Origin of the sequence: Pleurocapsa sp. CCALA 161 (assembly GCF_003003995.1) — a bacterium.
Lineage (GTDB): Bacteria > Cyanobacteriota > Cyanobacteriia > Cyanobacteriales > Xenococcaceae > Waterburya.
The window spans coordinates 1-22,846 of the sequence record NZ_PVWF01000081.1; the positions used below are offsets into that span (position 1 = coordinate 1).

Here is a 22,846-nt window from a genome sequence, read left to right on the forward strand (position 1 = left end):
CAATAACCAAAGTACGTGAGTAAGTAAAAGCTTTAGTGTTTTTACCAAATGCTTCAGCTAATGCATCAGCTCCCGCTACGTTGTAAGCGCGTTTGTAGCAACTCCAGTCATGTCCGCCTTTTACTTCAGTTTCATTAGCGGATTCGATGTATTGTAGATCGGAAATAATCATGTTATTTTACCTCCTGTGGTTGCAGGGTTAATCAGAGCTTGAGTGCAGTGAACTACATCAAGATGAATTCACTGCGATTTAAAATTAACTATCTAGTAAGACTCAGAGTAGGAACTAGAACCTGCTCCACTGTAGTTACCTTCAATAACCAAAGTACGTGAGTAAGTAAAAGCTTTAGTGTTTTTACCAAATGCTTCAGCTAATGCATCAGCTCCCGCTTGGTTGAAAGCAGGACGTACGCCGCCTTTTACTTCAGTTTCAGTAGCGGATTCGATGTATTGTAAATCGGAAATAATCATGTTATTTTACCTCCTGTGGTTGCAGAATTTATCAGAGCTTGAGTGCAGTGAACTACATCAAGATGAATTCACTGCGATTTAAAATTAACTATCTAGTAAGACTCGGAGTAGGAACTAGAACCTGCTCCACTGTAGTTACCTTCAATAACCAAAGTACGTGAGTAAGTAAAAGCTTTAGTGTTTTTACCAAATGCTTCAGCTAATGCATCAGCTCCCGCTTGGTTGAAAGCAGGACGTACGCCGCCTTTTACTTCAGTTTCAGTAGCGGATTCGATGTATTGTAAATCGGAAATAATCATGTTATTTTACCTCCTGTGGTTGCAGAATTTATCAGAGCTTGAGTGCAGTGAACTACATCAAGATGAATTCACTGCGATTTAAAATTAACTATCTAGTAAGACTCGGAGTAGGAACTGGAAGCAGCTCCACTGAATTGACCTTGAATAGTTAAAGTACTTGTATAGGAGAAAGCTTTAGTGTTTTTACCAAATGCTTCAGCTAGTCCATTAGCTCCCGCTTGGTTGAAAGCACCACCAGTAGCTTGTACTTCAGTTTCGTTAGCGGATTCGATGTACTGTAGATCAGAAATAATCATGTTGTTTTACCTCTTTATTGTTTCTTGTTGTGTTTACGTTTGTGTTTGAGATTTTATGCAGTGAGAGAAATTAATTAGGAAAATTATTACGTCACTGCGATTTAGAATTAATTATCTAGTAACTATCTAGTAAGACTCGGAGTAGGAACTGGAAGAAGCTCCACTGAATTGACCTTGAATAGTCAAAGTACTTGTATAGGAGAAAGCTTTAGTGTTTTTACCAAATGCTTCAGCTAATCCTTCAGCTCCCGCTTGGTTGAAAGCACCACCAGTAGCTTGTACTTCAGTTTCGTTAGCGGATTCGATGTATTGTAAATCAGAAATAATCATGTCTTCTTGCCTCTTGTAGTTTTATATTTTGGTTGGCAGAAACAATAAACTGTTTGTTTTGTTTCTATGTAAGTAAGATAACTTGATTAAAATTCTAGATGTTGCCAATTTGGCATTTATATTTTGCTTATTCGCATAATCATAATAGATAGGTAGCTTTTGCCTATAGACAGAGGGAAGTTCTGGACTATTTGAGTAATTTAATTTACTACTTAGTTTTAATACTGCTAAATATTCCTCAGAGCAATTCAGCCAATTTTGATTTTTAGCTATCTGCACTAGCTAGATACTTACACATCAAAAAAATAACCTACGTATAAGTCAAAGATGGTCAAATTTAACAACATAGAAATAGCACCAGATGAAATCAGTGTTTATCTTCAGCAGGGGTTCAAGCTAGGACAAATATGTAGCGAAATTTTACATCAGAAAATTATTAGCGAAGCTGCTTCTAGTAGAAATATTAGCGTCAGCGAAGCTGAAATTGAAGCCGAAGCCAATAAAGTTCGCAGTTCTCTGCGTTTGGAAAAGGCAGCAGACACCTTAGCTTGGTTAAAGGATAATTTACTCGATCCAGAACAGTGGGAAATTGCGATTAACAATCATCTGATGCGACAGAAACTAGCACAGCATTTGTTTGATTCTCAAGTGGAAGCATATTTTGCCCAGAATCGCCTAGATTTTGACCGATTTGTGCTTTATCAGTTAGTTGTTCCCTATGAAAAACTAGCTCAAGAACTTTTCTATCAAATAGAAGAAGAAGAAATTAGTTTTTACCAGGCGGCTCACCTCTATGATATTGATCGCCAACGTCGCAATGTATGTGGTTTTGAAGGGGAAGTACACCGCTGGAACTATCCTCCTGACATTGCTGCTATCATCTTCAAAACGCCAGTTATGATTGGAGAACTAATCCATCCGATTAAATCTAATCAGGGCTACCATCTGTTTAAAATTGAAGATTACTTGCCCGCACAGCTGACGCCAAAAATAAGACAAGAGATTATTGAGCGACTATTTGAGCAGTGGCTTAATAGTGAATTAAGTTACCTAATTCACAATCAACTCGCCCCTAGCAAGGAACAATTGACTCAATAGCAAAAATAATGTGTGATCAGTCAAGTCAAGATTCAGGCTATAGACTCAACTGCTGTTTAGCTAGTTCATAGTAAAGTCCATTGAGGGCAAACAGTTCTTCATGAGTTCCTTGTTCAACTACTAGACCTCGATCTAAGACCACAATGCAGTCTGCATTACGGACTGTGGAAAGACGATGGGCAATAATAAAAGTAGTACGGTGTCGAGAAAGACGAGCTAGATTGTCTTGAAAACGCCTTTCAGACTCTGTGTCGAGAGAACTAGTTGCTTCATCTAAGATTAAAATCGGCGGATCTCCTAAAAAGGCGCGAGCGATCGCAATTCGTTGACGTTGACCACCAGAAAGATTATCTCCCCGCTCACCAACTTTGGTGTTGTATCCCAATGGTAAAGACTGAATAAAAGCATGAGCTTCTGCTAGTTTGGCAGTAGCAATTACTTGCTCTAGGGTAAATTCAGATCGGTATAAAGTAATATTTTCTAAAATAGTGCCTGAAAATAGATAGCAGCTTTGTGGCACAACTCCCATTTGCGATCGCAAAGATTGTAAAGAAATATGCTTAAGATTGTGTCCATCAACTGATATATTCCCATTTACGGGTTGATACATTCCCTGGATCAGCTTCACTAGCGTGCTTTTTCCCGATCCACTCCGACCAACAATCGCGATCGTCTGCCCTGCTCGTACCTTCAAAGTGATGTTTTGTAATATATTTCTTTCTTCATCACTTTCGTAGCGGAAGGTAACATTATCCAGATAAATATCGCCGTTTAGTTTGGGCAGGACTAGTTTATCAGATTGAAGCGGTTCTTCGGTTTTGGCATCAAAGACATCATTAAGTCTTTCTACTGAAATAAATACTTCCTGTAATTCATCCCATACTCCCACCAACACCAGAACAGGACTAATAATATAGCCTTTCATCATATTGAAGGCGACATACTGACCAATACTTAGTTCTCCTCTAATTACTAAAGTCGCGCCATACCAAAGCAACGCAGCTCCACCAATAGTATTAATCATGTTGCTTAAAAAGCCAAGATTAATTGCCAGTTTTTGCCCCTTGAACTGCACGTTTAACTGACGGGTTAACAGCTCCTCCCAACGCCAGCGTAAATCTTTTTCGGCTGTGACAGATTTGACGGTAGAGATTCCCGTCATCATTTCTACTAAAGAAGAATTTTGGTCGGCAGTAGCATTGAATCTTTCTCGCGAAACTTTTCGCAACAGTGGAGTAGCAGTCAGGGTCAAGATGACAATGGGCGGAATCAAACATAAGATTAAGGCTGTTAGCTTCCAATTGTAATAAAGCATCAAACCCAGATAGACAAATCCAGTGAAAAAATCTAACCAAGAAAGCAACACGTTCCCAATCAAGAACTGTTGAATCTTTTGATTTTCTTGAACCCGAGTAATAATATCTCCCACCCGACGGGATTCAAAAAACTTGAGGGGCAGGTTTAGAGCATGATTAATAAATCCACTAATCATGGTTAAGTCGAGACGGTTGGATAAATAGCTCAATAAATAGGTACGTATTGAAGTTAAGCCACCTCCCAAAGCCCCAAATAGCAGCATTCCAACCACTAAAGCATTCAAAGTAGATTGACTTCGATTGACTACCACCTGATCGAGAATGATCTGAGTAAATAGAGGCGATACCAAACCAATCAGCTGAATTAAAATAGAGGCAATAATAATCGTTATGCTAATCGAACGATATGGCAACAGTAGCGAGAAAAACCGACCCAAGGTGCGCTTTTGGGTTGGGGCATTGGCTAAAGCACTGGTTGGTTCGAGCAATAAAGCAAATCCCGTCCAAGAATTAAGAAACTCCGAACGAGCCTGTTCAGACTTCCCTGCTGCTGGGTCGGCAACAAGAACTTTGTCTCCTTTGACGCGATAAACGACTACATAATGATCCCCTTGCCAATGAGCAATCCAAGGATTTTTTTGCTCGACGATACGACTCAAACTAGCTCTTACAGGGCGAGCATGATAGCCCAACTTTTCGGCAGCAACGGCTAAATTTTTGAGAGATGCCCCAGAACGTCCAATCCCAATCAGCTCACGTAAATAATTGATACCTATCGATTTGCCCCAATATCGGCTAATCATTGCCAGGCAAGCTGCACCGCAGTCAGAAGAACTTTGTTGTTCAATATGGGGATAAGTTTGCCAAAGACCGCGACGTTTTGTGGGTTTGGGATAATTAATTTCCTGCTCTGGGTCTACTGTGGCAAGCTGTTCTTCTGGGGCTGCTTCAGCTTGGTAGTTAACTGCCAAACTCGGTGAATTAACTGGTTTATTAACTACTGTCAGAGCATTGATATTACTGGAGACTCTAGGATTAGGTAATATTGACCGATTAGCTGAAGGTGGGGAGTTAGTTTGCCAAGAAGTTATTAATTCAGGAGCTAATTCTGTAAAATTTTTCCAGTTTGCTGGGGACAATTCATAAAATAGCAGGACAGTTTGAGATGTCCAGTCGGGCGTTGTCGATGGATAGCCCCAAGAATCGCCGATCTTCAAGGTTTGGTCTTTAACCTGACCGTTTCGGAGCCAAAACCGAATGTTTTTCTCTTTAGCTACTACTTTAGTACCTGCTCTAATTTTTTTTTCGGTTAGATAGGGTAATAATTGCCTGAGACGAAGACTAGAGAGAAAACGTAACTCAGTCTGAGTTTTAAAAAAAATTAATTTTTGCTGTTCATGAATGACAATTCGCCATTTTAAAGCAAGTTCTGGCAGCTTTTTGAGAAAAGGCTTGAGTTTTTCTAAAGTAATGCGAGCAATTTGAACCTTACTTGCTGCTTGCACTTTATATGATAAAGGACTTTCATACCAAAAAGAGTGAGCGCCAAAAATTTCTCCTTCCAACAATAAGCTGGTTGAAGCTTCTCGTTTTTTATCAGTATCGAAGCCCAATAATCTGGCTCTGCCTTCGCAGACTAAAAAAAAATGTTGCTCATTGTCCGATGATGAATTTGAATTAAATGCATCAGGCTGAATTGTAATCTGCTCTCCCAATTCATATTCTTGAATTGCAAACTCTTGGCTGAGCAATTCCAGTATGGGTATTTTCTCTGAAGAAAATTGACTTTGGCTTGACAACAAATTTAAAATTAGCGATCGCTTTTCCACTTGGTTATTAGTAGATGACGATTGGGCTTTAATAATATCCACTTTTTCTGGCTCCGCAACAAGCTACTAAAATTAAAATATATAAAATTTAATTATTTCGACAATCTAAAAATGGGTGTTATTTATGAAGATGCAAATAACACCCTTGTGCATAAACAGCTTGTTAAACATTAGGCAACAAACAGACGAGATAAAATTCTCATGGGTAAGCTTTTTTGACCTCCTTTTACTTTATTAGATTGATGCTCTACATCTTCTAAGCAGTATAAATCTAGATCTTTAATTTGAGCGGATTTCTGGTTGTTTTTAGCTTCGCTAAGATGGCTTACCTTAGCAGTATGCTGTGATATCTGTATTGGTTCGCGATTGCTTTTCATCAATCGGTTATATGTCCGATAAGGAATATAGTGTAAGGGATTGTATCCAGAAAAACGCAAAATTAAAAGACATGCCCAGGAATATTTTCCCGATAAAATAGCATCAACTACTTGGTTAAATTGCTCATTAGTCATTGTTCTATTGAGCTGCGAATTAGAAGAATAAGATTTGTTGTACATGATACTTCGTTTAATTAAATAGAGTTAAATTGTGAGGATTTTGGTTTTATAAATTAACGCCATCTTGCTGCATTTTTTTAACTGGATCTAGCAGCACATCAATAATGCGACGGTGGCGAATTACAATATCAGCACTAGCTGTTTGCCCTGGTTTGAACGAAATCTTTTTCAAATTGTCAGTCACATAGTTGCGTTCGAGTTCAATTCTGACTCGATACACTTCCCCTAGCTTCTCATCGGTTTGACTATTTGCCGAGATGGAAATTACTTTTCCAGGAATTATTCCATAATCTTGATAGGAATAAGCATCAAATTTGACCTGGGCAGTCATTCCTTTTTTAATAAAGCCAGCATCTCGATCTGGTAATATAGCCGAAAGTACTAAAGGAGATTGATTGGGCGCGATTTCAGCTACAGTTTCTCCTGGCTGGATTACTTTACCTGTATTGACTACATTAAAGGCTAGAACTGTTCCAGCTACGGGAGCTTTAAGTGATTTTTTTTCTAACTGACTTTGGGCACTAGCTAGAAGATTTTTAGTTTCAGCAATTTTACTCCTAGCTTGATTAATTTCTAGCTCTAGCTGCTGAGCTTTTTGTTTAGCTGTTACCTCCAGTCGAAGACTATCGGCTTTTTTCGATTCCAGCTCTGTTTGCAGGCGTTCTGCTTCTTTTTGAGCCTCAGCCAATGCTCCTTGATTCTCAGTGATACTAGATCTCATGTTCCTAGTAGACTGCTGCGATTGATATACTTGCTCATTAATACTACTAATCCCTTGCAGCTTGCTATCAATCAACTGTTGTTCAATTTGGCGTTGTGCCTGTTGAGCCTGAAAAATATATTCTTGTGAGATTGCGCCTTGTTCGGCAAGTTCTTTGAGCTTTGCTAATCTTTGTTGATGTTCTTTTAATTCAGCACTAATCTGATTAAATTTAGCTTTATCCAACCCTGGCAATTGCGCTGTTTGTCCCTGTCTGGCTATATTGGCTGCAAGTTCAGACTGTTGTTGTGCCAACAAATCACTAGTGATCTGTGCTTTTGAGATTGCCGATTCAATAGCTAATTGTTGCGAGCGTATCTCAGCTTGACCAATTCTGCGTTGGGTTTCGACTTCAATTTTAACTTGCTCTAATAAATTAAGTTTTTGGCGCAGTTCAACCTGACTAGAAGCCAAAATTTCTTTAAGTCTTTCAACCTCTTTCGTTTCTTGTCCCGAATCTAAAGTCGCGATTAGTTGTCCAGCCTTGACTTTTTCTCCTTCTTTAACCTCAATAGTGCTGATCTTGGCTGCTTCGAGGGATTCGATTTTGTATGCTTCTCCTTTGGGGACTAACTTCCCTTGAGCTTTACCTATCTGATCGATTTGACCAAACCAAGCCCAGGCAAAAAAAGTTAAGCAAAATACAACTCCGCCTGCAATTAATTGCAGGGGCAAGTTAGATGGAGGTTCTTCCAGTAAAGATTGCATCGCTGGAGACCATTGAACTAGTTCTGCTTGACTATGACTACTCGCGACAGTTATAGCAGAAGATTGTTGTTCGGTTTTGACGATGGCTAGCTGAGATTCTTCAGATTCTGGCGTATTCCTTAAGAGTTGAGAATTATTCTCTGGGGTATGATTGGAGACATTTTTAGTCTCTTGGTGAGAATTACCGCTTAGGAACTTAGCTAGCTTTACTTTTGGCAATATTTTCATGAGTTTAAAACTGATAACTCTTTATTAAATTACGAGCATCCAGGCTTTTATATGCATTAAAAATGAAATAAATGGCAAAAAAGCAGCTTATATTAAGATTTAAATTTCTATCCTTTCCTTTCACTCTATACAAGATTGAGCTGATTAAATAAATTCATCATCTTTTTGTAACATTGCTTGATGCAAAAGGACTTTTGTTGTTTTATGTTTGTTTTAAGGAGGCAGCAAAATATTTTAAATAATTTTGGCTAGGTGATTGATTTTACAATTTGCTCTGTGCTAAATAGACTCTTTCATAATACAAATTTACTGTTTAGCTAGTTAATTTGGTGTTTTTTAGTGTTTTTTGCAGTTTCAATTATTAAAATCTAAATCAACATCAATGCAAAACTACAATTTTTACGTGAAGATTTTGTGAAGAGAGCAGATATTTCAAAATAACTAGGGGTCAAGCGATCCTTCGGCTAGGCGGAGCCTAATCGCTTTTGATCTACCATAAATCCCCCTCCTGGGATAGACATTTATTCTGCTCCGCTGTGTTTAGTTACTTGGTTATTTTCATAGACTTTCATAAACATAAATTTGATTTCTAAGCATTGAATATTCATTATCTGGGGGATTTAGCCATTTTTTGACTACTCATGCCTGATGTTAACGTAATTTGATGGGTCTATAATTCATAAAGCTCATAGAAAAACTCATAAACTATTTTTAAAATCTCGAAAATATCATAAGGTAAACATTACCATCCTTTGAAGCAAGAGCAACCTATGAGCCTTCTAGCACTATTGAGCGTGTCCGATAAAACTGGGATTGTTGAATTAGCCCATAAATTAATAGCTCATAAGTTTGAGATTATCAGTAGCGGTGGGACAGCTAAGGCTTTACAGGATGCTGGTATTAGCGTCATCAAGGTTAGCGATTATACGGGATCGCCAGAGATTTTAGGCGGAAGAGTTAAGACTCTGCATCCTCGCATTCATGGCGGTATCCTAGCTCGCCAGGATTTGTCAGAGGATCTAGCGGAGTTGAAAGCTAATCATATTCGTCCGTTTAATTTAGTCGTGGTCAATCTTTATCCCTTTCAACAGACGATCGCTCAACCTAATGTAAGCGTAGCCGAAGCAATTGAAAAAATTGATATTGGTGGTCCTACTTTAATTCGAGCAGCAGCCAAAAATTATCAATATTTAACGGTATTATGTAACCCCGAACAGTATCAACCCTATCTGGCTGAATACGAGCAGTCTCAGGGGGAAATATCTCTCGAATTTCGGCAGCAAAGAGCAGGAGAGGCCTTTGCCCATACTAATAGTTACGATCGCGCCATCTCAGCTTACTTCAGCAGACTCAATCAAGAAGAAGCTTTAGGGAATAGCTATAGTATTTCTGGCACTAAGGTGCAGTCTCTGCGTTACGGTGAAAACCCTCATCAACCCGCAGCCTGGTATCAAACTGGAGCTAGATCGGGCTGGACAGCAGCACAAAAGCTTCAGGGCAAAGAGTTGAGCTATAATAACCTAGTGGATTTAGAAGCAGCGCGACGCATCATTCTTGAATTTGATCCTGCCGAACCAGCAGCAGCAGTGCTAAAGCACACTAATCCTTGTGGTGCAGCCGTAGGTAGCACTTTAGCAGAGGCTTATGAAAAAGCTTTTAATGCGGACTCCATCTCGGCTTTCGGGGGTATTGTAGCCTTAAATCAACCGATTGATGTAGCTACAGCAGAAGCTTTAATTAAAACATTTCTCGAATGCGTGGTAGCGCCAGGGTGCGATCGAGAGGCGCAAGCAATCCTCACGGCTAAATCTAAATTAAGAATTCTGTTACTCCCTGACTTAACAGCGGGACAACCAGAAACCATTAAAGCGATCGCTGGGGGGTTTTTAGTTCAGGCGAGCGATGACCAAATTGAAAACCCCGATAACTGGCAAATAGTGACAGAAAAACAGCCTACCCCCGCACAAATTGCCGAGATGTTATTTGCCCAAAAATTAGTCAAGCACGTTAAGTCTAATGCCATATTAGTTAGTCGCGATCGCACTACCTTGGGGATCGGCGCAGGACAAATGAATCGCGTGGGTGCTGTCAAAATTGCTCTCGAACAAGCAAAAAATAAGGCTCAAGGAGGTGTATTAGCCAGTGATGGTTTCTTTCCTTTTGATGACTCGGTACGTACTGCTGCTGCTGCGGGAATCAGCGCTATCATTCAACCAGGGGGGTCAATGCGGGATCGAGATTCCATTGCTGCGGCCAATGAGTTAGGAATTATTATGGTACTAAGCGGTACTCGCCATTTTTTACATTAGACTTGTCTATTAGGCAATATTAAAACAAGGATCGAGAATTATGCCTATTTCAGAAATTACCGAAAAACTATTAGCAGCCAAGAAATCCAAGGGAATCACTTTTGAAGATCTAGAAAAAGCAGTCGGCTTAGACGAAACCTGGATCGCCTCGGTTATTTATCGTCAAGCTAGCGCCAGTATAGAAGAAGCTACCAAAATTGTCACCACTTTAGGTTTACCAGAATCAATGGCAGAACCCCTGACAGTCCCACCCTTAAAAGGTTCTTTAGAGCCTCAAATTCCTACCGATCCATTAATCTATCGTTTTTATGAAATCATGCAGGTATACGGTATGCCAATCAAAGCGGTTGTTCACGAAAAATTTGGGGATGGGATCATGAGTGCGATCAACTTTTCCGTAGAAGTAGAAAAAGTAGAAGATCCCCAAGGCGATCGCGTTCAGATAGTAATGTGTGGGAAGTTTTTACCCTATAAGAAGTGGTAACTTGATGTTTTGGTGCGATATTACTTTATTACTTTTCAGCAATGCCAAAAGTTACTACTCTGTCTTTAGGTTGAAGCAAAATTAGGCAAATTATCTAAAGATAGTTTTATAGCTATTGTGGTCTTATTTAAACTTAGCCAGACCGCAATAGATTGTTAACATTGGCAATCACATCATTATGGAAATTGATCGCACTAACATTGATCATTCACCTACCAGTGAAGCAATTATTAATAGCTCTTTGGTAATTAAAAATTTACAGCAGCATTCGCTTAAGGAAGTTTTAGCCGACTATAGCAACCGCAGCCAGCTTGCTCAAACTAATTTAGTTGAGCGTGCTAGTGAAGCTATTGGTTTGACCCCCAATATTCAGGTGGAAAAAACTGTGACGATCGCTCGTCCTGAATCGGAATTATATAGCTATTGGCGCGACTTTACTAAATTACCCAATTTTATGGGGCATTTGAAGTCAGTAACCAATAAAAATGAAGCAGGTACAGTCTCTCATTGGGTAGCTAACGCACCTCTAGATCTGAAGGTAGAATGGGATGCCGAAATTATTAAAGATGAACCCGACCATTTAATTGCTTGGAATTCTCTAGATAACGCAGATATCTCTAATTGTGGTTTTGTACGCTTTCAACCCGCCACGGGAAATCGTGGTACTCAAGTCAAGGTAGTTTTAGAATATCAGCCACCAGGAGGTGCGTTAACTCATGCGATCGCCAAACTGTTTGGTGAATCACCTCAAGAACAAATTGGGGATGAATTAAATCGCTTTAAACAGCTTATGGAAACTGGTGAAATTGCCACTACCAAAGGACAGCCTAAGGGTTCATAAGGCATCTACTCATGAATTATGAAGTATGCCCGTAGACATTTTTTAATCTTCAAAAGTTCATTTATACCTATAACTTTTGGGTGATGAATAAACAACAGATGCAGCAAAGAATGTAAGTGTCGTTTATCAATAGCAAACAATGAATCAGTATAAGCGTTCAGTAGGTTTATTTTATAGTCGTGATGAAGCAGAGGCGGCTTTACGCGCTCTCAAAGACGATGGTTTTGATATGAACAGAGTTAATGTCATTGCCAAAGATGCCGATCAAGTCAGTCAATCAGTAGGTTTAGATACAGCTTACGATGAAGGTAATAATGCTGCCGAGGGTGCTGGTGCTGGAGCTAGCTCTGGTGCAGTGTTAGGAGGTATTACAGGCTTATTAGTTGGCTTGGGTACTCTGGCAATTCCTGGTGTTGGACCGATTATTGTCGCTGGAGAAGCAGCCACTGCTATTGCAACTACTCTAGCTGGTGCTGGTATTGGTGCAGCAGCAGGCGGTATTATTGGTGGTCTAGTAGGTTTGGGTATTCCTGAAGATAAAGCCAAAATCTATAGCGATCGCGTCGGTAGCGGTAGTTATTTAGTTATGGTCAACGGTACTAATGATGACATCAGCCGTGCTGAAAGAATTCTCCACAATAGTGGTATTGAAGAATATAACGTTTATGACGCTAACGATGTTAACGATGACACTTACGGCAGAACTTCAAGTGTCAATCGTGTAAATACCAATCAGTCTGTAACTACTATGGGCGATATAGATCGCTCTGGAGTAATTGAGCCTAACACTACGAATACTACAGACAAGGTCATAAATACTCGTACCGAAGCCACCAAACCAAGAATTACTAGCGATCGCACAACTACGGGGAGCGATGCTGATGTAATCATCATAGAACCGCGAGACAACCAATAAATTAGTGTTCTCGTGATTTTCATCTCATTATTTCTAGTTGCTTACATTAGCCGTATAAGTAACACCAGCTAGAAATATAGGGATAAATTTAGCAGTATTTAAACCGCATCTAGTCTGAAACCACGAGTTTTTAAGTTAACTGTTCGCTGCTACGCGGGTGGAAACGCGCCGTCGCAGCGAACTCCTGTTTAAGTTGAAAAACCATGGTTTTCTGTGTAGACGGGATTTAACTTTCCAGTTGTTGCTGGAATTTTCAGCATTTCGATTTTAAATATCAGTCTTACATCTAATCTCTAATCGAAGAGTAAAAATAACTGCGATTCTCTATTGATTATTGATTAGCTACTAACAATTAACAATTAACTCAAAAATAATGAAAGCTGTATGTTGGCATGGCGCACAAGATGTCAGAGTTGAAACCGTACCTGATCCCAAGATTCTCAATCCGCGTGATGCCATTATCAAAGTAACATCTACTGCTATTTGCGGTTCAGATTTGCATCTATATGAAGGCAATATTCCCACCATGGAATCTGGAGATATTCTGGGTCACGAATTTATGGGAGAAATAGTCGAAACTGGGAAGGAAGTAAAGAATCTCAATCCAGGCGATCGCGTCGTTGTTCCTTTTACCATTGCCTGTGGTGGCTGTTTCTTTTGCAACAAAGATTTATGGTCGCTATGCGATAATTCTAATCCTAATGCTTGGATGGCGGAAAAATTGTACGGACATTCTCCTTCAGGTATCTATGGCTATTCTCATTTACTTGGGGGATATGCAGGAGGACAGGCTGAATACGTACGGATTCCTTTTGCTGATATCGGCCCATTAAAAGTACCCGATGGCTTAGAAGACGATCGGGTTTTATTTTTAACTGATATCTTTCCCACTGGCTATATGGCAGCCGAAAATGCTGATATTGAACCAGGAGATACTGTAGCTGTTTGGGGCTGTGGTCCTGTGGGACAATTTGCGATTAAGAGTGCCTACATGTTAGGTGCAGCCAGAGTCATCGCTATCGATCGCTTTCCCGAACGGTTACAGATGGCAAAAGAACAGGGTAATGCCGAAATTATCAACTACGAAGAAATAGATCCAGGAGAAGCGTTAAAAGAAATGACTGGTGGTCGAGGCCCAGATCGCTGTATCGATGCGGTGGGAATGGAAGCTCACGGAACAGATGCGATGGCAGCCTACGATAAGATTAAACAGGGAGTTAAGTTAGAAACAGGCAGACCTACGGCACTCAGACAGGCAATAGTGGCATGTCGTAAAGGTGGAACGGTTTCTATTCCTGGGGTCTATGGTGGCTTTGTTGATAAAGTTCCGCTAGGGGCAATTGTCAATAAAGCATTGACTTTGCGATCGGGACAAACTCATGTACACAAGTATCTTCAGCCTTTACTAAATCGCATTCAGCAGGGAGAAATTGACCCTTCTTATGTGATCTCCCACCACCTGAATATTGACGATGCACCTAAAGGTTACAAGATGTTCCGCAACAAGGAAGATAACTGTACCAAAGTAGTTCTCAAACCTTAGATGAATATTGTTTACAGTAATTTTTGAGAATATATCTCTAAAGACTGAGAATTAGATCTAACTGTTAGACGACACAACTATTTAAGCGATTTGCGAAGCTATAAAAAAGCAAACAAATTTTAAAAATACTTGTAGTAATCAAAGGAGGATTGAAATGGGAATAGATGATATGTTCAAAGGAGTTAAACGCGATATAGAAAGAAGAGTTAAAGGCGATCGCGATCGCGACTACGACAACGACCGAGATTACCGCCGACGGGATGACGATGATGATGAACGCCGTAGTTACCGCGATCGCGACTATGACTATGATCGCAGCTACCGCGATGATGATGACGATGAACGCCGTAGCTACCGCGATCGCGACTACGACAAAGACAACGACCGAGATTATCGCCGACGCGACGATGATGACGATGAACGCCGTAGCCACCGCCGACGCGACTATGACTACGACAATGATCGCAGCTACCGCCGACGCGACGACGATGATGATGATGATGATGACTAAAAGCTGGAATGAATCTTTTTAAAGCAGTTTGGCGTTGGTTCGATCATTAACGCCATTCTTCTTAAAATTCTTATTCAGTTATTGCTTACTTATTGGTTATTCAATACGGTCAATTAATTTAGCTAGTTAAACATTTTACTAATCAATAGCAAACACAACAGAGGTAAACATTATGCAACGCAACTGTGCATTAGCTTTAGGCATTATTTTTCTACTTTTAGGTATAGCTGGTTTTATTCCAGCTTTTACCACTTTACCTAGCACAACTTTTGATTCTGGTCTTCCTTTAGATGCTGAGGGTACTTACTCAAAGGGTTTTAGCTTACTATTTGGCGCATTTCCTACCAACTTCATACATAATCTGGTTCATCTATCAGTTGGAGTATTAGGTATTGCAGCAGCCACTACGGGCAAAGCACGTTTATATAACAAAGCTTTTGCTATCAGTTATATTGCGATCGCAGTCATGGGCTTATTACCATTAACTCAAACTACTTTTGGGATTATGCCTATCTTCGGAAACAACGTCTGGTTCAATGCTTTGTCAGGCACGATTGCTGCTTACTATGGTTTCCTAGGGAAAGATTCAGAAGTACCAACAGACCAAATTAGTGCCTAATAATATTTAAGGCGATCGCGCCACATATAGCCGTACAACATTAAGTTAGGACATATTCACAAGTAGCAAGTAACGAGTAATGATTGTCCTAATACAAGTGCGCACCATATATATGATTGTTGGATAATTGCGATCGCTTGCTTTTTTACTACTTAAACCCCATCCGCATTAAAAACAAAAGTTTTTTTAATCAAAACTTGTTATTTGCGAACTACATGCGGCTTATGCGCAGCGGGACGCGATATGCGGAGCGGTGACGCGAAGCTAATCCTTTAGGAATCCTTTAGGACGTAAAAAGCTAATCCTTATGCGAAGCGGCTTGCACTTATCGCATTGAGTGTACCCTTTAGGGTTAGGGCTTGCACTCTTGTCCTTAAGCCAATGAGGAGATCGCATTGAGTGTACCCTTTAGGGCAAGCCTTTGTCATTTAGGACTCGTTACTTAAAATAGTTAACTGTAAATCTACGGGTTTCAACAAGTGCGTGGAATAAGCTGGGGAAACCCAAGCATTTGCGCACTTCAAACTATAAAATGAGAACCAAAATCCCTCCCTTAAATCGTCAATTGATTGTTGCAGCTATCTTACTAGGCTTAGGACAGGCTGGTTTCTTTGATGGAATTGTTTTCCATCAACTGCTGCAATGGCATCATATGTTTACCAACATAGAAAGTACTGATACTGTTTCTGGTTTAGAATTAAATACTTTAGGGGATGGTTTGTTTCATTTGGTAGACTGGCTTCTAACTCTTGCGGGCTTGGTTTTGCTGTGGCTAACTGTCAGCCGAGATGAGGTAGAGCTTTCTACTTCAGTTTTTATTGGTGCATTTTGCATGGGCGCAGGTATGTTCAACGTTGTTGAAGGTATACTCAGTCATCATGTTTTGCAGATTCATCATGTCAAACCTGGAACACATCAACTTGCTTATGATTTAGGGTTTATTGGTGCAGGTATTTTATCAATAGCGATTGGCTGGTTTGTTCTAGATAGTAATAGGTCGATTGATACAGCAAATGATTAACAAATTATTCTGACGGGGTGACGACCTCCAAAATCTATATATTACAAGCAATTTAGCGTAATTACTGTAAAACAGAACAAAAGGGATGCTGTGAACAACATCCCTCATAATAATTATGCTTAAAAGTGTTTAAAGTGATTTTATCTGCCAGCGATTATATAAATTATTTGGCTGGCGGTATTTATATCTGTATTTATATTCAAATAATAATTTGCTTGCAATCAACAGGCTGTGATCCTAATTACCTCAAACATATTGAGTAAATCACTCACCGAATCTATTAAATCTATTAAGAGATTAGAGCAATATATAGTTTTTAGCTATCAAATACGACTTAACCAAAATTTTAAAAGATGATGTAGCATTACTGGTGAGATTTTGGGGATATAAACATGGTGAAGCAAAAAGTCGGTTTACTATTCGGTGGTTGTTCGGGAGAACATGAAGTATCTATTACTTCCGCAAGAGCGATCGCATCTGCCTTGCAACAAGGGAATAATCAAGCTAAATATGAGATTCTGCCTGTATACATAGATAAAAGTGGTACATGGCAACCTAGTAATCTTGCTCAACAGGTATTAGAATCAGGCGAGCCTTTGTTATTAGAAGCAGAACAAGAAACTAATCTCAGCAACCAAGACAATAGCAAACTGACAGCTACAGGTTTCTCTTCTTTAACTCCTACAGGACAAAATTTTAGCTATTCGGAAATAGATGTCTGGTTTCCGATTTTGCATGGCCCAAATGGTGAAGATGGTACTGTGCAAGGTTTACTGAGCTTAATGAAAGTTCCTTTTGTTGGTTCAGGGGTACTAGGATCGGCTTTGGGAATGGATAAGATCGCGATGAAAATGGCATTTACTCAAGCAGGCTTACCCCAAGTAAAATATGTAGCGGTAAATCGATCGCAAGTTTATTCTAGTCCCTGTGTTTTCCCCAAACTCTGTGATGATATTGAAGCGCAGTTGGATTATCCCTGTTTTGTTAAACCTGCTAATCTTGGTTCATCGGTAGGAATTGCAAAAGTGCGATCCCGCTCAGAATTGGAAGCAGCTTTAGATAACGCAGCTAGTTATGATCGTCGTATCGTAGTAGAAGCTGGTGTCACTGCAAGAGAAGTCGAATGCGCCGTCTTAGGTAACGATCATCCCAAAGCTTCGGTAGTGGGCGAAATTACCTTTGATAGCGATTTTTATGATTACGAAACTAAATATACCGAAGGTGCAGCCCAGTTACATATTCCCGCCGATCTTCCTCGTGACGTGGTGACTAAAATCCAAGAAATGGCAATTCAAGCCTTTTTAGCTGTAGATGCAGCAGGATTAGCCAGAGTCGATTTCTTTTATGTTGAAGACACAGGAGAAGTCTTAATCAACGAAATCAATACCTTTCCTGGTTTTACCTCCACTAGTATGTATCCCAGACTTTGGTCCCATGACGGAGTGGCATTTCCTCAATTAGTTGATCGCTTGATTAACTTAGCTGTAGAGCGTTATCGAGAAGCAAATATTAATTAATTTATAGGTGGGATTAAATTTTTTATTTGTCTGAGAGTGCGCTGAAATGGTTCGAGATTGTGTGAAACACTCGGCGTGGAATATGCTGCTTGCGAAGCAGCATTTCCGCCGACTAAACCACGTGCCAAAATTAAAGCGCCTTGAATGCTGGCGATCGCATCTTCTGCTTGCTCTCTGGCAATCTTTTCCTCGATTCCTGCTGCCACTAAAACTTCGGCGATCGCTTCAATCCATAATTTTAAGCTATTATTAATTTTCTCGTGAAATAAGCCTCTTGCTTCTCCCAACAACAACACGCCAAAGAGACAGGATTGTTCTCCCCCTTGATATAACTCGTTAACTCGATCGCACATTGCCTTAAGGCGATCGCTGGGATTATTTTGAGCGCACATTGGTTTGAGGATATTTGTTTCTGACCAATTTTCTAAATACTCTAATACGGCATTGACCATATCTTCTTTTCCACCTGGAAAGTGATGGTAAAGGCTAGCTTTGCCCAAACCTGTAAATTGAGAGATTTTTGACAGTGTTGCACCTTCGTATCCATACCGTCGAAATAACTCTAACAATTGCAAAATTAATTTTTCTTTGCTCATTCAAAAAAATTTTAGATTATCAATTGACTACCCAGATGGAGAGTTAAGTTGAAAGGGCGATTGTATTTCATATTGAAGCCTGTAGCTGGAATTGCCCCCAACACATTCCAATTCGCTATTCCGAAACAGAAGTAGTAGAAATAATTGCTCCCCTGCAAACTAGAATCGAGGAATTAGAAAGACTGGTTGCACAAGTAAAAAAAAAGTTAACAAGGATAAGTTCTGACTTGTGACTTATTTTACTCTCCCAATTTAGCTAAGGCGATCGCTTCTTTGATTGAGCCAAAAGTGTAGAGGATGCCTAAGACTATGGCAATAATTGCGATCGGTATGTCATAGATAGTGTTTAATCCCAAAGGAAGCTTAAAATCTGGGATACCCCAGAAATACATAATTGTGTTAAGCAAGATCAAAATTACTCTCACTTCAGTCGGGCCCAATTTACCGTAGGAAAGCTGAAAAACTCCACTTACATAAGTGCGAATATAGACCAAGATCGACATCAATAAATAACCAATCAATCCCAGACAAGCAATATTAAAACTAACATAAGGGGAAAGACCAAGACCACAGACAATCAATACTTCATTAAATGAGTCCACGGCATGATCGACAAAAAAACCATATTTTGGTCGTTCAATTTGGCGATAACGAGCTAAATTACCGTCGAGGCTATCACCCAGCCAATTGATCACAAATCCTAGACTAGCAATCCAAAGAAATGCTGAATTTTGGTTGGAAAGACAGTAACCACCAAAGGTTAATACTGCTCCTAAAATACCGATGACTGTTAGGATATCTGGATTAATCCATTCAGGCATATGGGCTACAAGCCATTGTAAAGCAGGTTTTTCTAAAGAAGCTAAAAGAATATCATTTACTCTTTGGTGCGGTTTAAGATCTTTCATTTATTCTGGTTTAAATTTAGGACTCTGTTTTCCGTAAGTTTCCTCTAGTTTTTCAATACCTAAACAAAAAATTAAAAACAACAGCAATCTAGGTTACTCTAAAATTTGTGACATTTTGTAACCGAAGTATTGAGGAAATTATGGAACGCACTTTTATTATGATCAAGCCTGATGGTGTACAGCGTCATCTTACAGGAGACATCATTCACCGTTTTGAATCCAAGGGATTTACCATGGTAGGGATGAAGATGATGCAGGTTGACCGTGAACTAGCTGAAAAACACTATGATGTTCACAAAGAAAGACCTTTTTTCAAAGGTTTAGTTGATTTTATTGTCTCCGCTCCAGTAATTGCCATGGTGTGGGAAGGTGAAGATGTAATTGCTTCTGCCAGAAACATTATTGGCGCAACTAACCCTGTTTCCGCTGCCCCTGGTTCAATTCGTGGCGATCTTGGCGTGAGTATTGGACGTAACTTGATTCATGGCTCTGATGCTCCTGAAACGGCTAGTGCAGAAGTTGCACTTTGGTTTGATGAATCAGAATTAGTAGATTGGGAGCCTGTCAGAAAATCTTGGCTCTACGAATAAATTAACAGAGTAGATTAAAAATATTAAAAATAGAGGATTGAGCAAACTAAATTATCTGAAATGATAATTTTCTGATTTTAGTCCTCTTCTCTATTTTTGTCGTAGTCTTGATTAGCCAGGGCAAATAAACCGCATATAATACAGGTCATAATTCCTAAAGCGATCGCCCAACTACTTCCGCCAAAGCTAAGATCGATAACCCAATTAGCTATTGCTCCTGCAATTAAAAAAGGAATAATGCTAAACACAGACGCATAAAAAGCATTTTGTGATTCCCTCGCCACACGAGTTTCTTCAAATTCTTTAGTAGAAGTATACAACCATCCATCTGCAAAATTAAGCCATCGCTCTAATTGATGCGCAATCCAAGTTTTGCTTGAATCAAGACCTAGATAAAGAGCAAGAGACCAAATACAGCTACTGGCAAGGCTTACTGAATTTATTTCAAAAGAAAAAGGAATAATGTTGATCTGCATAGTATTTTTAAGCACTTATTTTAAATATAGCTTAGGCAAGCTGAATCTAAAAATTTCAATAAATAGTACACCATGCTTTTAATGGTGTACTATTAAAAGCTATGATATTTTTTACTATAAATACTGAGTCTCGATCTTGCTAGTTGTAAAATTCAACGGTATATTTTGATAGGGATATTTAATAAACTTCGTTTGTAGCTACAAGCAACTAGCTATAAGCTTGGGTTGCAGTCTCTTTTTCTATCTTTTTAAGATGAAGAATTTTCAATTAAAAGTAGATTTGGACCGCTTTTAATTGCTTTACAGTTTCGAGCTATTAGCTGAGGGCAAAGCGGTTTAATATTTATTAACTTACGTTACCCATAACAACGAGAAATTAATAGTTTCAATGAGGTATGAAATAGATCAATTAATCCTTTAACCCTTTGCCAATCCTTATCTATTGATGAGTGCGTAAGAGCAGCTAATCAGATATTTTCAATTCAATTAATTTAGTCTCTGGTTATTACTCAAAAATTATTTATTTTTTGCTTAACTGTAAACTAAGAAACATCATTTTATATTGAAATTCCCTTTACAGGATTAACAATTCCTGTTGAGTATAAATTATTATATTAAGTTGAGCCATCATACATGACCTATAGATTTAGACTTCGATTCAGTCACTGGCTTGCTATAGCTGTAGCAACTTGTCTGTTGATCATGCAAACTAATGGCTGGGGAAACATTCCATTACAAGCATCAGATCTATCTACTAATGATTTATTAATCTCTCAAAATGTTGCTGCAATTTGGGCAAAGGGTTCTTTCCCTGTCGAAAACTTTCAGTCTTATACTTCACCGTTTGGCTATCGTATTTCCCCCGTAACTGGCGAACGCCAATTCCACAATGGATTAGATTTAGCAGCGCCCCGTGGTAGCTATATTCGTAGCTGGTGGAGTGGAAAAGTTACCAGCTTGTCAGACAATACCGCCTGTGGTACATCAATTACAATTCAGTCTGGCGCATGGCAACATGCTTATTGTCATATGGAAGGTTATGTAGATGAAACTAGTAATGGTCAATCTCTAATTGATCGCGAAGGAGGGCTTCAGCTCACTTTGGGTCAAACAATTCCCGCAGGTGCTAGAATTGGCCGTATTGGAATGAGTGGACGCACTACAGGACCACATTTACACTGGGTACTTAGATACAATGGCGGTTACGTAGATCCTGCTTTGGTACTTAAGGAGATGTTTAAACGCCAAACTATTTCCTCAACATCATAATTTACAGTATATTTACCAGATTGGGGCTTCGCCCAAAAGGGATAGAGCCGAGATCCAAACAGTGTTGACCAATTTAAACACAGACTAATCAGACTAATCAGGCGATCGCCAATTACAAAATAATTCAATATTAATTCAACTCATACACTCGCTGCTGTTATAGAACTAAGCAGATTAAAACATCTTAAAGAAGCTTTCTTGCCAAGTAACAAAAGAGGGATACGAAGTAAGAGTTAAGAGTTAAGAGTTAAGAGGTGAAAAATGACACTTAATCGACAAGAAAAATTGACTGGCTGGGTAATGTTAATCCCTGCCCTATTAGTCTTAGGTTTAGTATTTATTTATCCTATTGTCAGGGCATTTTGGCTCAGTTGGTTTACGGAGAATTTAGGGACGCAGTTGCAGCCAGTTTTTGCAGGCTTGAGCAATTATCAAAGGATGCTAGGAGACGGCAGATTTTGGCAAAGTCTTTCAAATACTGCAACATTTACTGTAATCAGCGTATTGTTAGAATTGTTGTTGGGTTTGGGGGTGGCGTTAGTTTTAAATAAATCCTTTTGGGGACGGGGTGCGGTAAGAACAGCAGCGATCATTCCTTGGGCTTTACCAACAGCGGTGATGGGGCTAGCATGGGCCTGGATCTTTAACGATCAGTATGGGGTAGTCAACGATCTTTTACTTAGATTAGGATTGATCGATCGAGGCATCAACTGGCTAGGTACACCAAGTTTGGCAATGGTTGCCCTGATTGTTGCCGATGTTTGGAAAACCACGCCTTTTATCAGCATTATATTATTAGCAGGCTTGCAGTCGATCTCAGAAGATCTTTACGAAGCGCATCGTCTGGATGGTGCTAGTCCGTGGCAGAGTTTTATTCAAATTACGCTACCGTTATTAATGCCTCAGATTCTGATTGCCTTGCTCTTTCGCTTTGCCCAGTCTTTTGGCATCTTTGATTTAGTACAGGTGATGACCGGTGGTGGCCCAGCTGGTTCAACGGAAACCGTGTCAATCTATATATACTCGACTGTCATGCGTTATCTGGATTTTGGCTATGGTGCAGCCTTGGTAGTAGTAACTTTTCTTTTACTGGTGTTTGCTGTAGCAATTATTGCTTGGCTGCTTAAACAAGTTCGCGCTTGAGGTTATCAATGAGCAATGAGCAATGAACAGTGAACAATGAACAGTGAGCAATGAACAGTGAACAATGAACAATGAGCAATGAACAGTGAGCAATGAGCAGTGAACAATGAACAGTGAGCAATGAACAGTGAACAATGAGCAATGAACAGTGAACAATGAACAGTGAACAATGAACAATGAGCAATGAGCAATGAGCAATGAGCAATGAACA

The 22,846-nt window shown here is 39.6% G+C and carries 23 protein-coding genes and 1 pseudogene; 14 read left to right on the forward strand and 10 right to left on the reverse strand.

All coding sequences use genetic code 11. The annotated features are described in order from the left end of the window. Positions 1 to 264: 264 nt before the first annotated feature. The 4 genes from C7B62_RS17430 to C7B62_RS17445 all read right to left on the reverse strand — a co-directional run bounded on the left by C7B62_RS17430 (position 265) and on the right by C7B62_RS17445 (position 1,396). A complete protein-coding gene (locus tag C7B62_RS17430; RefSeq protein WP_106239658.1) occupies positions 265 to 471 on the reverse strand; it encodes a hypothetical protein in 207 nt (68 codons plus the stop codon). A 92-nt stretch (positions 472 to 563) separates the two neighbouring features. Then, entirely contained in the window at positions 564 to 770 is a 207-nt protein-coding gene (locus C7B62_RS17435; protein WP_106239658.1) for a hypothetical protein, read from the reverse strand. 92 nt (positions 771 to 862) lie between these two features. Next, on the reverse strand, positions 863 to 1,066 hold the full coding sequence (locus tag C7B62_RS17440) for a hypothetical protein (RefSeq protein WP_106239661.1): 204 nt from the start codon (positions 1,064 to 1,066) through the stop codon (positions 863 to 865). A 126-nt stretch (positions 1,067 to 1,192) separates the two neighbouring features. Next, on the reverse strand, positions 1,193 to 1,396 hold the full coding sequence (locus tag C7B62_RS17445; protein WP_106239665.1) for a hypothetical protein: 204 nt from the start codon (positions 1,394 to 1,396) through the stop codon (positions 1,193 to 1,195). 327 nt (positions 1,397 to 1,723) lie between these two features. On the opposite strand from C7B62_RS17445, the gene C7B62_RS17450 reads away from it, so the two are divergent. Further along, complete coding sequence (locus tag C7B62_RS17450) at positions 1,724 to 2,494, forward strand: peptidylprolyl isomerase (protein ID WP_106239670.1); 771 nt, start codon at positions 1,724 to 1,726, stop codon at positions 2,492 to 2,494. Between the two features lie 37 nt (positions 2,495 to 2,531). Here the strand turns inward: C7B62_RS17450 and C7B62_RS17455 are convergent, their stop codons facing one another. The 3 genes from C7B62_RS17455 to C7B62_RS17465 form a co-directional block, all read right to left on the reverse strand. Further along, positions 2,532 to 5,681, reverse strand: coding sequence for an ABC transporter transmembrane domain-containing protein (locus C7B62_RS17455; protein ID WP_233220017.1), 3,150 nt, complete (start codon positions 5,679 to 5,681; stop codon positions 2,532 to 2,534). Positions 5,682 to 5,809: 128 nt separating this feature from the next. Beyond that, a complete protein-coding gene (locus C7B62_RS17460; protein ID WP_233220018.1) occupies positions 5,810 to 6,151 on the reverse strand; it encodes a HetP family heterocyst commitment protein in 342 nt (113 codons plus the stop codon). A 91-nt stretch (positions 6,152 to 6,242) separates the two neighbouring features. Further along, positions 6,243 to 7,892, reverse strand: a complete 1,650-nt coding sequence (locus tag C7B62_RS17465) for an HlyD family efflux transporter periplasmic adaptor subunit (protein ID WP_106239678.1) — start codon at positions 7,890 to 7,892, stop codon at positions 6,243 to 6,245. A gap of 770 nt (positions 7,893 to 8,662) precedes the next feature. Here C7B62_RS17465 and purH point away from each other — a divergent pair. From purH to C7B62_RS17510, 9 genes are all read left to right on the forward strand, one after another. After that, positions 8,663 to 10,201: a bifunctional phosphoribosylaminoimidazolecarboxamide formyltransferase/IMP cyclohydrolase gene (purH, locus tag C7B62_RS17470; RefSeq protein ID WP_106239682.1), complete on the forward strand. Its 1,539-nt coding sequence runs from the start codon at positions 8,663 to 8,665 to the stop codon at positions 10,199 to 10,201. Positions 10,202 to 10,241: 40 nt separating this feature from the next. Continuing rightward, positions 10,242 to 10,685, forward strand: a complete 444-nt coding sequence (cynS, locus tag C7B62_RS17475; RefSeq protein WP_106239686.1) for a cyanase — start codon at positions 10,242 to 10,244, stop codon at positions 10,683 to 10,685. 178 nt (positions 10,686 to 10,863) lie between these two features. Beyond that, complete coding sequence (locus tag C7B62_RS17480; protein ID WP_106239690.1) at positions 10,864 to 11,526, forward strand: SRPBCC family protein; 663 nt, start codon at positions 10,864 to 10,866, stop codon at positions 11,524 to 11,526. 139 nt (positions 11,527 to 11,665) lie between these two features. Next, the gene (locus C7B62_RS17485; protein ID WP_106239694.1) at positions 11,666 to 12,442 is read left to right on the forward strand and encodes a general stress protein; all 777 of its coding nucleotides are present in this window, start codon (positions 11,666 to 11,668) and stop codon (positions 12,440 to 12,442) included. Positions 12,443 to 12,815: 373 nt separating this feature from the next. Then, a complete protein-coding gene (locus C7B62_RS17490; RefSeq protein WP_106239698.1) occupies positions 12,816 to 13,985 on the forward strand; it encodes a zinc-dependent alcohol dehydrogenase in 1,170 nt (389 codons plus the stop codon). A 154-nt stretch (positions 13,986 to 14,139) separates the two neighbouring features. Beyond that, on the forward strand, positions 14,140 to 14,496 hold the full coding sequence (locus tag C7B62_RS17495; protein WP_199194252.1) for a hypothetical protein: 357 nt from the start codon (positions 14,140 to 14,142) through the stop codon (positions 14,494 to 14,496). Between the two features lie 172 nt (positions 14,497 to 14,668). Continuing rightward, positions 14,669 to 15,115: a DUF4383 domain-containing protein gene (locus C7B62_RS17500; protein ID WP_106239702.1), complete on the forward strand. Its 447-nt coding sequence runs from the start codon at positions 14,669 to 14,671 to the stop codon at positions 15,113 to 15,115. 532 nt (positions 15,116 to 15,647) lie between these two features. After that, positions 15,648 to 16,136: a DUF2243 domain-containing protein gene (locus C7B62_RS17505; RefSeq protein ID WP_106239705.1), complete on the forward strand. Its 489-nt coding sequence runs from the start codon at positions 15,648 to 15,650 to the stop codon at positions 16,134 to 16,136. 392 nt (positions 16,137 to 16,528) lie between these two features. Further along, a complete protein-coding gene (locus tag C7B62_RS17510) occupies positions 16,529 to 17,653 on the forward strand; it encodes a D-alanine--D-alanine ligase family protein (RefSeq protein WP_106239708.1) in 1,125 nt (374 codons plus the stop codon). On the opposite strand, the gene C7B62_RS17515 is transcribed toward C7B62_RS17510, so the two are convergent. Beyond that, positions 17,650 to 18,249 (reverse strand): TetR/AcrR family transcriptional regulator, encoded by a 600-nt coding sequence (locus C7B62_RS17515; protein ID WP_106239712.1) that lies wholly within the window; start codon positions 18,247 to 18,249, stop codon positions 17,650 to 17,652. The two genes, C7B62_RS17510 and C7B62_RS17515, sit on opposite strands and share 4 nt — an antisense overlap. Before the next feature lie 47 nt (positions 18,250 to 18,296). On the opposite strand from C7B62_RS17515, the pseudogene C7B62_RS27205 reads away from it, so the two are divergent. After that, positions 18,297 to 18,482, forward strand: a pseudogene (locus C7B62_RS27205) (pyridoxamine 5'-phosphate oxidase family protein); the annotation flags it as partial. Between the two features lie 6 nt (positions 18,483 to 18,488). Here C7B62_RS27205 and C7B62_RS17525 read toward each other — a convergent pair. Beyond that, positions 18,489 to 19,157, reverse strand: a complete 669-nt coding sequence (locus tag C7B62_RS17525; protein ID WP_106239715.1) for a CDP-alcohol phosphatidyltransferase family protein — start codon at positions 19,155 to 19,157, stop codon at positions 18,489 to 18,491. 140 nt (positions 19,158 to 19,297) lie between these two features. Here C7B62_RS17525 and ndk point away from each other — a divergent pair, with 140 nt between their 5' ends. Then, positions 19,298 to 19,747, forward strand: a complete 450-nt coding sequence (ndk, locus tag C7B62_RS17530) for a nucleoside-diphosphate kinase (RefSeq protein WP_106239719.1) — start codon at positions 19,298 to 19,300, stop codon at positions 19,745 to 19,747. Between the two features lie 77 nt (positions 19,748 to 19,824). On the opposite strand, the gene C7B62_RS17535 is transcribed toward ndk, so the two are convergent. Further along, positions 19,825 to 20,223, reverse strand: a complete 399-nt coding sequence (locus C7B62_RS17535; RefSeq protein ID WP_106239724.1) for a hypothetical protein — start codon at positions 20,221 to 20,223, stop codon at positions 19,825 to 19,827. Positions 20,224 to 20,856: 633 nt separating this feature from the next. Here C7B62_RS17535 and C7B62_RS17540 point away from each other — a divergent pair. Then, positions 20,857 to 21,492 (forward strand): M23 family metallopeptidase, encoded by a 636-nt coding sequence (locus tag C7B62_RS17540; RefSeq protein ID WP_106239728.1) that lies wholly within the window; start codon positions 20,857 to 20,859, stop codon positions 21,490 to 21,492. A 261-nt stretch (positions 21,493 to 21,753) separates the two neighbouring features. Continuing rightward, positions 21,754 to 22,635, forward strand: coding sequence for a carbohydrate ABC transporter permease (locus C7B62_RS17545; RefSeq protein ID WP_106239732.1), 882 nt, complete (start codon positions 21,754 to 21,756; stop codon positions 22,633 to 22,635). The last annotated feature ends 211 nt before the right edge of the window (positions 22,636 to 22,846 follow it).